The organism is Methylobacterium gnaphalii (assembly GCF_007992215.1).
Classification (GTDB): Bacteria; Pseudomonadota; Alphaproteobacteria; order Rhizobiales; family Beijerinckiaceae; genus Methylobacterium; species Methylobacterium gnaphalii.
Genome location: NZ_BJZV01000012.1, coordinates 151,754 through 165,443, shown reverse-complemented (window position 1 = coordinate 165,443; position 13,690 = coordinate 151,754). Strand labels below are relative to the sequence as shown.

At 64.3% G+C, this 13,690-nt stretch carries 8 protein-coding genes; 5 read left to right on the top strand and 3 right to left on the bottom strand.

The genetic code is table 11. The features are described from left to right. The coding region (locus MGN01_RS23565) for a hypothetical protein (protein WP_210246075.1) at positions 1–497 on the top strand (497 nt) is incomplete at its 5' end. 21 nt (positions 498–518) lie between these two features. On the opposite strand, the gene MGN01_RS12300 is transcribed toward MGN01_RS23565, so the two are convergent. The 3 genes from MGN01_RS12300 to MGN01_RS12290 all read right to left on the bottom strand — a co-directional run bounded on the left by MGN01_RS12300 (position 519) and on the right by MGN01_RS12290 (position 3,426). Beyond that, positions 519–1,721, bottom strand: a complete 1,203-nt coding sequence (locus tag MGN01_RS12300; protein WP_147046905.1) for an ABC transporter permease — start codon at positions 1,719–1,721, stop codon at positions 519–521. A 28-nt stretch (positions 1,722–1,749) separates the two neighbouring features. Beyond that, positions 1,750–2,217, bottom strand: a complete 468-nt coding sequence (locus tag MGN01_RS12295) for a DUF4112 domain-containing protein (protein ID WP_147046904.1) — start codon at positions 2,215–2,217, stop codon at positions 1,750–1,752. Between the two features lie 66 nt (positions 2,218–2,283). Then, a complete protein-coding gene (locus MGN01_RS12290) occupies positions 2,284–3,426 on the bottom strand; it encodes an aminotransferase (RefSeq protein ID WP_147046903.1) in 1,143 nt (380 codons plus the stop codon). A 644-nt stretch (positions 3,427–4,070) separates the two neighbouring features. Here MGN01_RS12290 and MGN01_RS12285 point away from each other — a divergent pair. From MGN01_RS12285 to MGN01_RS12270, 4 genes are all read left to right on the top strand, one after another. Then, complete coding sequence (locus tag MGN01_RS12285; RefSeq protein WP_147046902.1) at positions 4,071–5,492, top strand: MdtA/MuxA family multidrug efflux RND transporter periplasmic adaptor subunit; 1,422 nt, start codon at positions 4,071–4,073, stop codon at positions 5,490–5,492. An 83-nt stretch (positions 5,493–5,575) separates the two neighbouring features. Then, positions 5,576–8,695, top strand: a complete 3,120-nt coding sequence (locus tag MGN01_RS12280) for an MdtB/MuxB family multidrug efflux RND transporter permease subunit (protein ID WP_147046901.1) — start codon at positions 5,576–5,578, stop codon at positions 8,693–8,695. After that, complete coding sequence (locus MGN01_RS12275; RefSeq protein WP_147046900.1) at positions 8,692–12,132, top strand: efflux RND transporter permease subunit; 3,441 nt, start codon at positions 8,692–8,694, stop codon at positions 12,130–12,132. Before MGN01_RS12280 ends, MGN01_RS12275 begins: the two co-directional genes overlap by 4 nt. Then, the gene (locus MGN01_RS12270) at positions 12,132–13,637 is read left to right on the top strand and encodes an efflux transporter outer membrane subunit (protein WP_147046899.1); all 1,506 of its coding nucleotides are present in this window, start codon (positions 12,132–12,134) and stop codon (positions 13,635–13,637) included. Before MGN01_RS12275 ends, MGN01_RS12270 begins: the two co-directional genes overlap by 1 nt. Positions 13,638–13,690 lie beyond the last annotated feature (53 nt).

Here is a 13,690-nt window from a genome sequence, read left to right as displayed (position 1 = left end):
GCGCCGAACTCATCGAACAGATTGGGAGGAATGAAAAAGGTCAACCTGACAAAATGATTGAATTGCCGGATATTTGTGTTCGGCTGAGGGAATGTCCACCCTATGGTTCAATGGAGAATATGTCTGCGACAGGAATTGCGCTCGACGATGGTGTTATTAAACTATTTTATAGATCGGCAGACTCGCTGTTCGAGATTCGGTTTTCTTTAAATTTTCAAGATGAAAGATTGTTGTTTGACGTAACTCAGGGAGTTTTTCTAGAAGACGACGGCTCGGTGGCAGCTGCTAGACATTTGATAGAAATCGAGAGATTTATCAGAGATTATTTTTTGAACGGAGAATTACAGATCTGGAACGCTCTAACTGATGAGCTGCTTTCGAGGAAAGATGCGTACATTCCGCTCAACTGCTTCCTCGACCTGGACGCCTGCAACGCGAGGATTGAGCACGCAAAATCAGAGTTAGATCGCAGAATCAAAAGCATAGATTATCAGTAACAAAATAGATTTTCTATGATCTTATGCAAAGGTTTTACGCGGATCGAAGGCATCCCGAACCGCTTCGCCGGCAAATACCAGCAGGCTCAGCATCGCCGAAACGACGAAGAACCCGGTCAGCCCGAGCCAGGGCGCGTTGATGTTGTCCTTGCCCTGCGCCAACAGCTCGCCGAGCGAGGCCGAGCCCGGCGGCAGGCCGAACCCGAGGAAGTCCAGTGAGGTCAGGGTCGTGATCGAGCCGTTCAGGATGAACGGCAGGAAGGTCAGGGTGGCCACCATGGCGTTCGGCAGCAGGTGGCGGGTCATGATCGCGATGTTGGAGAGGCCGAGCGCGCGCGCCGCGCGCACATATTCGAAGTTCCGCGCGCGCAGGAACTCGGCGCGCACCACCCCGACCAGGGCCGTCCAGGCGAACAGCGTCAGGATGCCGAGCAGCGTGAAGAAGCTTGGGGCCAGGAAGGCTGACATGATGATGATCAGGTAGAGCGTCGGCACCGCGCTCCAGATCTCGATGGCGCGCTGAAAGATCAGGTCGGTCCAGCCGCCGAAATAGCCCTGCACCGCGCCGGCGATCACGCCGATCACCGACGAAACCGCCGCCAGCATCAGCCCGAACAGCACCGAGATGCGGAAGCCGTAGATCACGCGGGCGAGGACGTCGCGCGAGGCATTGTCGGTGCCGAGCCAGTGCTTCTCGATGTCACGACAGCCGAGCGGGCGGCCCTTCGCCTCCACGCCGGCCCGTTCTGCGACGGGGCGGCACTGCTCGTCGGTCAGGTTCCAGGTGGGCGGGGAGGGCGACGGCGTCGGCAGGTCGCTCATGAAGGTGTTGTAGGAATAGGGGATCGGCGGCCAGACCGCCCAGCCGTTCTCCTCGATCTCTTTCCGGGTCTCGGGAGCGCGGTAGTCGGTCTGCGCCAGGAAGCCGCCGAACTTCTCGTCCGGGTAGTCGACGAAGACCGGCCAGAGCCACTCGCCCTTGTAGGAGACGAAGATCGGCTTGTCGTTGGCGATGAACTCCGCGAACAGGCTGATCACGAACAGCGCGACGAAGATCACGGCGGACCAGGAGCCGCGCTTGTTCCGCCAGAAGTTCGCGACGCGGCGCCTGTTGAGCGGCGAGAGCCCGCGCCGAGTCTCCGGCGGCAAGGCCTGAATCTGCGGCGCGTTGTCGGGCGCAGTCGTGGGGACCGCGTCGACTTGCGGGCGCGGCACCTCGTTCATGACGTCACGGCCCCGGTGATGACAGCGCTCAATCGAGCCGCGTTGCCGTGCCCTCGATCTCGCTCGGCCGCAAGTTGCCTTTCTTCTCGAGATGCCGGCGTAGCAGCTGGACGTTGCGGCGATTGGCCTTGAAGGCCGCATCGAAGAGGTCGCCGGCCACCGGCACCGCACCGACGAGGCCGTCGAAGGCCACGTTCGCCGCCATGCGCGCGATCAGCCAGCGCGGCGCGCCGAGTCGCTTCGCCTCGTAGACGATGTAGGAGGCGATCGCGACGCCCGCGATGTCGCCGATCACCGGCACGAGACCCATCACCGCATCGAGGCCGACTCGCCGGTTGATGCCCGGCAACACGAAGGCCGTGTCCATCAGATGCGCGATCTGCTCCAGGCGCCGGAGGCTGGCCTCCGGCCCAGTATCGGTGAAGCGGCTCAGCTCGGCCGAGCCGAAGGGCTCGGCGAAGACGTGCGGATGGCGGGGCGTGTGTGCAGCGCTCATGCCAGAGCATGTGGTCCGCCGGCCCCCCGGCGGCAAGGAAGCGACCGTTGCTCGCGGAAAATTTCATCAGGCGGCGCTCGCGCGGCGCGACAGCCGGTCGAGGGCTGCATCGAGTGTCGCGTCGGTCTTGGCGAAGCAGAAGCGCACGAGGTTTCTGACCCGTCCGGTCTCGTAGAAGGCGCTCACCGGAATCGCCGCGACGCCGTTCTCGCGCACCAGCCGCTCGCAGAAGGCGACGTCGTCGTCCTCGCCGATGTCGATGCTGAGGAAATAGGTCGCGGCGCTGGGCAGCACCGTGAAGCCGAGGGCTGACAGGCCCTTCGCCAGACGGTCGCGTGAGCGGGCGAGCCCGGCGCGCATGCCGATGAAGTAGGCCTCGTCCTTCCCCAGGCCGTAGGCTGCCGCCTCCTGCAGGTTCGGCGGCGTGGTGAAGGTCAGGAACTGGTGGGCGCGGGCAAGCACCCGCATCAGCCCCGGAGCGGCCATCACGAAGCCGACCTTCCAGCCTGTGAGGCTGAAGATCTTGCCTGCGGAGCCGACCTTGATCGTTCGCTCGCGCATGCCCGGCAGCGCCATCAGCGGAACGTGCCGGGAGCCGTCGAACATCACGTGCTCCCAGACCTCGTCGCAGAGCGCGAGGGCGTCGAATCTCTGGCAGTACTCCGCGAGCAGCGACAGATCGGTCTCGCCGAAGACCGTGGCCGACGGGTTCAACGGATTGTTGAGGATGATGAGCCGGGTGCGGTCCGAGAACGCTGCCGCGAGCGCCTCGTCCTCCAGCCGGAAATGCGGCGGCTTCAGCGTCACGAAGCGCGGAATGCCACCGGCCCGGCGCACCAGCGGCAGGTAGGCGTCGTACATCGGCTCGAACAGCACGACCTCGTCGCCGGGCTGGATCAGCGCGAAGATCGCGCCGGCCAGAGCCTCGGTGGCGCCCGAGGTGACCATCACCTCCGTCTCGGGGTCGAGGTCGAGGCCCTGGTGGCGGCCGTAATGGGCCGCGATCGCCGAGCGGAGCGAGGCCAGGCCCATCATCGGCGGGTACTGGTTGTAGCCGTCGCGCAGGGCCTTGGCAGCCACCTCGCGGACGTCGTCCGGACCCGGATCGTCGGGAAACCCCTGGCCGAGATTGACCGCGCCGTGCTCGCGGGCGAGCCGCGACATCGTCTCGAAGACCGTGACGGGAAGATCGGCGAAGACGGGATTCATATACGGCAAATCAGAGCGGTGACGACACCTGTCGCAATGTCCACGGCGTCAAGACAAGAAGCGGATACCACGCAGGGATATCATGGCGAAACGTGCGGGAACGCACACGACTTCGAGCCCTGGCATCCAGCACGACTGACGAATGTTGACAATCATCAGTCGTGAGATAACTCTGAACCCACGGCCGACCGGCGACCGCCTGTAGAGAACTCCGCCCCCTCGTTCCCTGCATGTGGTCGCCGGCTCGGTTGTAGCGAAGAGGCTGCCGTCCCGCACGGCGGCCTCTTTGCGTTTCGGGCGCTGCCCCCTGTCCTGTCGTCGCAGGGTGCTTCGCGCGTACACGCTGAACATGTTGCCATGCGACATCGCTTCTCCGAAAAGCCCGCCGCGCTCAGCAACATCCGGGAAACCTGCACGCCGTACTCACGACGCATTGCCGAGACACCGTTCGCGTGCTTTTGCGATGAGCGCTTCCCATCTCGAAGCCTACGCCTGTTCGCCAGTCTCCAGCGGATCGGAATGGATCGGGACGGAGGCTGTGATCCGTTAGTCTTCGTCCGTTGGGCGAAAGCGCAGTCCGGTTCACGGTATAGGGACAATCGGAGCGAAGACGGTTTCGACGCGACGATCTGATTGAGACGAGGATGAACGAGAGTTCGCCGATCCGCAGGGAGACCGCACGGGAATATCCGGAGCAGGTTCCCGCCCCGAAGACCCGCCGGCGCAGTCGAGCCGGGCGCTGGATGCTGCTGCTCGTTTTACTCGGATTAGCGGGCGCAGTCGCACATCGTATGTACGACGCCAAGCGTGTGCCCGAGGGAGTCGCGGCGACGAAGCATGGCCGCGGTGGCGGTCGCCATGGGGGCGGCGACATTGCCCAGGCCGTAGGGATCGCCACCGCATCGGTTGGCGATATGCCGATCGTTCTCCAGGGGCTCGGCACCGTAACGCCGCTCGCCACGGTGACGGTTCGTTCGCAGATCAGCGGCTACTTGTTGGATATCGGCTTCCGCGAGGGGCAAACGGTCAAGAAGGGCGATTATCTTGCCCAGGTCGACCCGCGTCCCTACGAAGCCCTGCTCGCGCAGAACCAGGGCCAGCTCGCGCGGGATCAGGCCCTGCTTCAGAATGCCAAGCTCGACCTGCAGCGCTATCAGACCCTGAACCGCCAGGATTCGATCTCGAAGCAGAACGTCGACACGCAGGCCGCTCTGGTGAAGCAGAATGAGGGCACGGTCGCTGCCGACCAGGCCATGGTCGATCAACAGAAGCTCAACATCGCCTATGCCCGCATTACGTCACCCGTGGAGGGCCGGGTCGGCCTGCGCCAGGTTGATCAGGGCAACTACATCTCGGCCGGCTCCACCAATATTGTAGTGGTGACACAACTCCATCCGATCTCGGTGCTGTTCACGCTGCCGGAGGATGACGTCGCTCAAGTGATGAAACGTATCCGCGCCGGCGCCAAGCTGACGGTACGCGCCTACGACCGTGGCGACCAGCATGAGATCGCCACTGGGTCCCTCGACACGATCGACAACCAGATCGACGTCACCACCGGCACGGTGAAGCTACGCGCACTGTTTCAGAACGACGATGAGACGCTGTTTCCGAACCAGTTCGTCAACGCAAAACTGACGGTCGACACGATTAAGGACGCCACCGTCGTCCCGACCTCAGCGATCCTGCGGGGCACGCCCGGCGCCTACGTTTACCTGATGCAAGGCGACGACAAGGTCACGGTGCGCCCGATCACAGTAGGCGAGACTGACGGTTCCCGCACAGTCGTCACCACGGGCCTCAAGCCGGGCGACCGGGTCGTCACGGACGGCACCGACCGCCTGCGAGAGGGGGCAGCCGTGCGGATCACTTCCGGTGGAACGCAGGCCAAGGCAGGTGGTGCGCCGGGTGATAAGGCCGCTGCAGGAACCGCTGCCTCGCAGCTGGCCGAGACGGGCAGCGCCGGCAAGACGGACGGCGGCAAGGCCCCTGACGGCCAGGGCGATGCCGTGCAGACACAAGGCGGCGAGCACTCGCATCGGCGCGGCCGACAGAAGGCTCAGTGATGGGACGCGCGACGGCCTCGCGCTCATTCTCTCCCCGCCTGCAGGGGGAGAGAATGAGCATCGCTACGCGGTAGGCACACGCCATGAACCCGTCGCGTATTTTCATCCTCCGTCCCGTGGCGACGACGCTGCTGATGCTGGCGATCCTGATCGTCGGCATGGTCTCCTATGTTGGCCTTCCGGTTTCGGCGCTACCCGCCGTCGACTACCCGACAATCCAGGTGCAGACCTTTTATCCAGGAGCGAGCCCCGAGGTGATGACCTCGGCCGTCACGGCACCGCTGGAGCGGCAGTTCGGCCAGATGGCCAATCTCAGCCAGATGTCCTCGCAGAGCTCGGCCGGTGCGTCGGTCATCACTCTGCAGTTCAGCCTCGACATTTCTCTCGACATCGCCGAGCAATCGGTTCAGGCGGCGATCAATGCGGCCGGCAACCTCCTACCCTCGGATCTGCCCGCGCCGCCGGTCTACGCCAAGGTCAATCCGGCCGATGCGCCGATCCTGACGCTCGCCCTGACCTCGGCGACGATGCCGCTGACGCAGGTGCGCGACCTCGCCGAGACAAGGCTCGCCCAGAAGATCTCCCAGGTGGCTGGCGTCGGCCTTGTCAGTATGGGCGGCGGTCAGCGGCCGGCGGTGCGAGTGCGATTTAACTCCCTGGCGCTCGCCGCCTATGGGCTGAATATCGACGACCTGCGCACTACGATCGCGAACCTCAACGTCAACACGCCGAAGGGTAATATCGACGGGCCGACCCAGTCCTACACGATCAACGCCAACGATCAGGTCCGCGACCCGGCCGTCTATTCGAGCGCAATCATCGCCTACAAGAACGGCTCGCCGGTGCACCTGTCGGACGTCGCCGAGGTGATTGATGGCGCTGAAAACACTAGGCTCGGTGCCTGGATGGACCGGACGCCCGCCGTCATCCTCAACATCCAGCGCCAGCCGGGCGCGAATGTCATCGACACAGTCGACAAGATCAAGGCCTTGCTGCCTCAGCTGCAGGCCAGCATGCCGGCGGCCGTAGGCATCGCGCTTCTCACCGACCGCACGATCACGATCCGAGCTTCAGTGGAGGACGTCCAGTTCGAGCTGCTGCTCGCCATCGCACTAGTCGTGATGGTGATTTTCCTGTTCCTACGCAGCGTTTCCGCGACGATCATTCCTAGCCTGTCGGTGCCGCTTTCCCTCGTCGGCGCGCTGGCGGCAATGAGCGTCTGGGGCTTCTCCCTCGACAACCTCTCCCTGATGGCGCTGACCATCGCCACCGGCTTCGTCGTCGACGATGCGATCGTGGTCATCGAGAACATCGCCCGCCACGTTGAGGAGGGTGACTCGCCGCTCGAGGCTGCGATGAAGGGCAGCCGCGAGATCGGCTTCACCATTGTGTCGCTGACCGTGTCACTGATCGCGGTGCTGATCCCGCTCCTGTTCATGGGAGATGTCGTCGGTCGGCTCTTCCACGAATTCGCGATCACGCTCGCCGCCACCATCGTCATCTCTGCCTTCGTCTCACTGACCCTGGTGCCGATGATGTGCGCGCGTCTCCTCAAGCCCGAGGTGCACGGCCAGCGGCGCAAAGGTTTCATCGGCCGCGCCGGGCGCAGGCTGACCGAGGGGACCATCGCAGCCTATGGCCGCGCGCTGCGCGTGGTGCTCGCCAATCAGGGTCTCACGCTGATCGTCACTGTCGGCACGATCGCGCTCACCGCGTACCTTTTCGTGGTGATCCCGAAGGGATTCTTCCCGGTCCAGGATACGGGCGTCATCCAGGGTATCTCCCAGGCTGACCAGAGCGTGTCGTATGCGGCGATGGCGGAGCGCCAGCAGCAACTCGCCGACGTCGTGTTGAAGGATCCTGACGTCGCCAACCTGTCCTCGTTCATCGGAGTCGACGGGCAGAACGTCACCCTCAATTCCGGCCGCATGCTCATCAATCTGAAGCCGCGGGCCGAGCGTTCGGCGAGCGCCAGCGACGTCATCCGGCGTCTCAACCTGGCGACGCGCGAGGTTGCCGGCGTTCGCCTCTACATGCAGCCGGTCCAAGACCTGACCATCGACACAGCGGTTTCGGCGACTCAGTACCAAGTCATCCTGGAGAATCCGAACCTGTCCGAGTTCGAAACCTGGGTTCCACGCTTCGTCGACGCGCTGCAAGCTTCACCTTTGCTCGCCGACGTGACCAGTGACTACCAGGGCAACGGTCTCGCGGCCTATGTGACCATCGACCGGGCGACCGCCGGCCGCTATGGCATCACGCCGGCTTCGGTCGACAACGCGCTCTACGATGCTTTCGGCCAGCGCATCATCTCGACGATCTTCTCGCAATCAAACCAGTATCGGGTGATTCTTGAGGCCGATCCCGCGCTACACACGACGCTGGACTCGCTGAAGAAACTTTACCTACCGTCCTCCACCGCTGCTTCAGGACAGGTGCCGCTCTCGGCGATCGCCAGGATCGATGAGCGTCGCGCGCCGCTGCTCGTCGGCCATCTCGGTCAGTTTCCGGCGACCACCGTCTCGTTCAACCTAGCGCCCGGGGCGGCCCTCGGACAGGCGGTCGATGCCATCGAGAAGACGCGCAAGGAGATCGGGCTGCCGGCGAGCTTCAACGTAGTGCCGCAGGGCTCTGTCTTCGCCTTCCAGGCGGCGCTCTCCAACGAGCTCTTCCTGATCCTCGCCGCGATTGTCACCGTCTACATCGTGCTCGGCGTGCTCTACGAGAGCTTCATCCACCCGATCACAATTCTCTCGACGCTGCCCTCGGCTGGGATCGGCGCACTGCTCGGACTGATGCTGTTCGGACTTTCGCTCGACATCATCGCCATCATCGGCATCGTGCTCCTGATCGGCATCGTGAAGAAGAACGCGATCATGATGATCGACTTCGCGCTTCAGGCTGAGCGCGAGGAGGGAATGGCCCCACGCGATGCGATCTACGAGGCGTGCCTACTGCGTTTCCGCCCTATCATGATGACCACCTTCGCGGCCCTGTTCGCGGCGGTGCCGTTGATCCTCGGCACCGGCGTTGGGTCCGAGTTGCGCCAGCCGCTTGGCATTGTCATCGCTGGCGGCCTCATCGTCAGTCAGGTGCTGACACTGTTCACGACGCCGGTAATCTATCTTGCCTTCGACCGGCTGGAGCGACGGTTGACGGGCCGGCGTGAGGGCGGCTTCCGCGCGGGCGAGGCGCTGCCGTGAACGTGTCGGAGCCGTTCATCCGGCGCCCGATCGCCACGACGCTGCTTACGATCGGCGTTCTTTTGGCCGGCCTGTTCGCATTCATTAAGCTGCCGGTCGCGCCGCTGCCGCAGGTCGATTTTCCCGTCATCCTCGTCCAGGCGCAGATGGCCGGCGCCTCGCCGGAGACTATGGCAACGACGGTGGCGGCTCCGCTGGAGCGCCGGCTCGGCATCATCGCCGATGTCAATGAGATGACATCGACGAGCTCGACCGGCACTGTGCGCATCATTCTGCTCTTTGGCCTGAACCGCGACATCGACGGTGCCGCCCGCGACGTCCAGGCGGCGATCAACGCAGCCCGCGCTGACCTGCCGACGGCTCTGCGGCAGAACCCAACCTACCGGAAGTTCAATCCGGCAGACGCGCCGATCCTCATCCTAGGCCTTACCTCGGATTCTTTATCGCCCGGCCAGCTCTATGACTCCGCCGCGACGGTGGTTCAGCAGAAGATGTCCCAGGTCGAGGGCATCGGAAACGTCGATATCGGCGGCTCCTCACTGCCGGCAGTGCGCGTCGAGCTCGACCCGACGGCCTTGTTTAACTACGGCATCGGCCTTGAGGGTATCCGCGCGGCGCTGGCCTCGGCTAACGCTAACTCGCCTAAGGGCGACGTCGTTGCGGGTAACCGCCGTTACCAGCTCTACGCCAATGACCAGGGCCGGCAGGCTGCCGACTATCGCGACATCGTCGTGGCCTACCGGAACGGCGCGGGGGTGCGGCTGAGTGATGTCGGCCAAGTCGAGGATTCCGTCGAGGACAAGCGCAACCTCGGGCTCGTCAATGGCAAGCCTGGCGTCATCCTGTTCATCTACAAGCAGCCGAACTCCAACGTCGTCGAGACGGTGAAGCGGGTCAAGGCGGCGATCCCGCAGATCCGGGCCGCGTTGCCTGGGGACATCGACCTCGACATCTCGGGTGACCGTTCGGCCACGATCCGCGCCTCGCTTAAGGAGACCGAGGAGACACTGCTCATCGCCGTCGGCCTCGTGATCCTGGTGGTCTTCGTGTTCCTACGCTCGGGACGCGCGACACTGATCCCGGCCGTGGCGGTGCCAATCTCGATCGTGGGCACCTTCGCCGCGATGTACCTCTGCGGCTTCTCGCTCAATATCCTGTCGCTAATGGCGCTGATCATCGCCACCGGCTTCGTGGTCGACGACGCCATCGTCGTCTTGGAGAACATCCAGCGTCATATCGAGGCCGGCAAGCCGCGGATGGAGGCGGCCTTGCTTGGGGCACGCGAGGTCGGCTTCACGGTGATCTCTATGAGCCTATCGCTCGTCGCGGTCTTTCTGCCGATCCTGATGATGGGCGGCATCGTTGGTCGGCTCTTCCGCGAATTCGCGGTCACGCTATCACTGGCAATCCTGATCTCGCTCGTGGTCTCGCTGACCACGACGCCGATGATGTGCGCCCGCTTCCTGAATGCTCACGACCCTGCGGCAAAGCCCAGACGCAGCAATATCTTCGTCCGCGTGCTGGAGGGCGGCTTCGAGGGGCTGCTGCGCGGCTACGAGCGTTCCCTTGGCTTCGCGCTGCGCCACCGCCGGCTGGTGCTGCTCAGCGTCTTCGTGACGATCGGGCTGAACGTCTATCTCTACGTCATCGTGCCGAAGGGCTTCTTCCCCGAGCAGGATACGGGACAGCTCATGGGCGGCATCCAGGCCGACCAGCGCATCTCCTTCCAGTCGATGAAGGAGAAGCTGACCAGGGCGAGCGCCATTGTGCAGGCCGATCCGGCCGTGGACAGTATTGTCGGCTTCACCGGAGGGCGTGGCACAAACTCGGCCAACGTCTTCGTGGGGCTGAAGCCGTTGGGCGAGCGACCGTCGATCGACGCGGTGATGGCGCGACTGCGACCGAAGCTATCGCAGGTTGCCGGAGCCCGGTTGTTCCTGTTCTCCCGGCAGGATCTCAAGATGGGCGGCCGGCAGAGCTTCGCTCAGTATCAATACGCGCTTCAGGCGGACTCGGCGGAAGAACTCTACACTTGGGCGCCGAAGCTGGTTGAGACGCTGCAGAAGCAGACGGATCTCTTCGCCGACGTGACTTCCGACCAGCAGGAAGGCGGCCTAGAGAGCCGGATCATCATCGACCGGCCGACGGCCTACCGCTACGGCATCACGCCCGACAAGATCGACCAAACACTCTACGATGCCTTCGGCCAGCGTCAGGTCTCGACCATCTACAACCCTCTGAATCAGTACCACGTCGTGATGGAAATCGCGCCGCGCTACCTCCAGAGCCCCGAGACGCTGAAGATGATCTACGTCTCGACCTCAGGCGGGAATGCGCGCGGCTCGGCCACCACTAACGCCGTGGCCGGAACCGTGACCGGGCCGACGGCGGCATCAACCTCGAGCAATGCCACGCCATCGGCATCGAGCACCGGCAGCGGCGCGATGACCGGTGCCTCGAACGCGCTTAGCGGTGCCCCAGCGCCCGGGGCCGCCAGTTCCACGGTGGCATCCTCTGCTGGCGCGGACAGCACATCGACCGGCACAGACGCCTCTTCGGTGGCTTCGGATTCCGCGCGCAACGCCGCCTCAAACGCCATTGCCGCGAGCAAAGGCGGTGCCTCCTCCAGCGCGCCGGTTTCAAGCGCGAAGGAGACGATGGTGCCGCTGTCGGCCTTTGCCCGGTTCGAGCAGGGCACGGCGCCGGTCCAAGTCAGCCATCAAGGACTATTCGTGGCCACGACGGTTTCGTTCAACCTGGCGCCTGGCAAGAGCCTCTCGGACGCAACGAACGCGATCGAGAAGGCAATGCAGGAACTGCGCATGCCGGCTACCATTCACGGCGAATTCTCCGGCGCGGCCAAGAATTACCAGGAATCGGCCTCGCGCCAGCCTCTGCTGATCCTCGGCGCGCTCCTCGCGGTCTACGCAGTGCTCGGCATTCTCTACGAAAGCTACGTGCACCCGATCACAATTCTTTCGACGCTGCCCTCGGCTGGAATCGGCGCCGTGCTGGCGCTACTCGCGACGGGAACGGAGTTCACGTTGATCGCGCTGATCGCCGTCTTCCTCCTGATCGGCATCGTGAAGAAGAACGCGATCCTGATGATCGACTTCGCGCTCGATGCCGAGCGCACCCGTGGTGCCTCGCCAGCCGATGCGATCTACGAGGCCTGCCTCTTGCGCTTCCGTCCCATCATGATGACAACGGCGGCCGCGCTTCTCGGCGCCGCGCCACTGGTGTTGGCGGTGGGCGAGGGCGCGGAGCTCCGCCGGCCTCTCGGCATCGCGATCATCGGCGGTCTCATCGTGAGTCAGATCCTGACCTTGTACACGACCCCCGTCGTCTACCTGTATCTCGACCGGCTGCGCCATTGGGCGTTGAACCGGCGCAGCAGGCGAGCTGGCGGCGGTGCGGCTCCGTTCCCAGCCGAGTAATGTCTGTGAAGCTCATCCGCACGGTGGCGGCCCTCGGTGTCGCCGCCTCGACGTCGGGCTGCCTTGTCGGCCCCGACTACACGCGCCCTTCCGTCGAGACTCCGCTCGGCTTCAAGGAGGGCGGAATGCGCGAGGACAGCCTCGCCTGGGTCCAGAAGCGGAAGAACTGGCGGCCGGCCCAACCGAATGACGGTGCCGTGCGCGGCGACTGGTGGCGGGTGTTTCGCGACCCGACCCTCGACCGTCTGATGCGGCTCGTCGACGTCGACAACCAAAACTTACGTGCGAGCGTCGCGAACTACTCGCAGGCCCGCGCCCTCGTTGCCCAATCCCGTGCAGCGCTCTTCCCGACCGTGATCGGCGCGCCGACGATCACACGTGCCCGCTCCGGCGGCTCGGAACGGACGACCTACCAGTTGCAGGGTCAGGCCACCTGGGAGCCCGACCTATTCGGGCGCATCCGGCGGCAGCTTGAGAGCGACGTTGCCAGCGCCCAGGCCTCGGCAGCCGATATTGGCCTGGTGCGCCTTGGCATTCAGGCGGAACTCGCCACCACCTATCTGCAGCTCCGCTACCAGGACACGCTGAAGAAGGTCCTCCAGGAGAATGTAGCAGGTTACAAGCGCAGCCTCGGCATCGCCGAGAATCAGTACAATGCCGGTGTCGCCGCGCGGTCCGATGTTATCACGGCGCAGACCCAGCTTCAGACCACGGAGGCGGCGGTGATCGCCACCGACGTCCAGCGCGCGGTCTTCGAGCACGCTCTCGCCACGTTGATCGGTCGGCCGCCTTCCGAGCTGAACATCCCGATCGGCCGGCTAGCGGATCGGCCGCCGGCGGTTCCGGTCGGCGTACCCTCCGAATTGCTGGAGCGGCGACCCGACATCGCGCAGTCAGAGCGGCTGGTGCAGGCGCAGAGCGAGCAGATCGGCGTCGCTGTCGCGGCCTTCTTCCCGACGGTGACACTCTCAGCCTCCGGCGGCTTCGCGGGCCTTACCCGCGACGGCATCTTCTCTGCGACGAACTCGGTCTGGTCCGTGGCGGCAGCTGGCAATGAAGTACTGTTCGATGGCGGCGCGCGCAGCGCGGCCGTTCAGTCCGCTCGCGCCGGTTATGATGCTGCGGTGGCGACCTACCGTCAGACCGTGCTCACTGCCTTCGGGGAGGTTGAGAACGGCCTGTCCAGCGTACGCATCTTGGCCCGACAGCAAGCCAAGCAGGACGAGGCCGTGGTCTCCGCCCGCAAGGCCGTCGAGATCACCCTTAACGAGTACCGCGCCGGTACGCAGAACTATACTACGGTGGTCACCGCGCAGGCGCTGCAGGTGAACAACGAAGTGGCCGCGTTGCAGGTGAAGCTCAGCCGCTTCACCACGGCCGTCGATCTGATCCGCGCCATCGGCGGTGGCTGGGATGCCCGCTCCCTCCCAACAGGCGAAGAGCTGAAAGGCAAAGCGCTCGACCTGCCGGTCGACCACGGGCAGGCTCTGCGCACGGAGGAGTGAAGCGGCGCTGGCCGGATCCTTACGCAAGACATGGAACGCCTCCCTGGCCAACC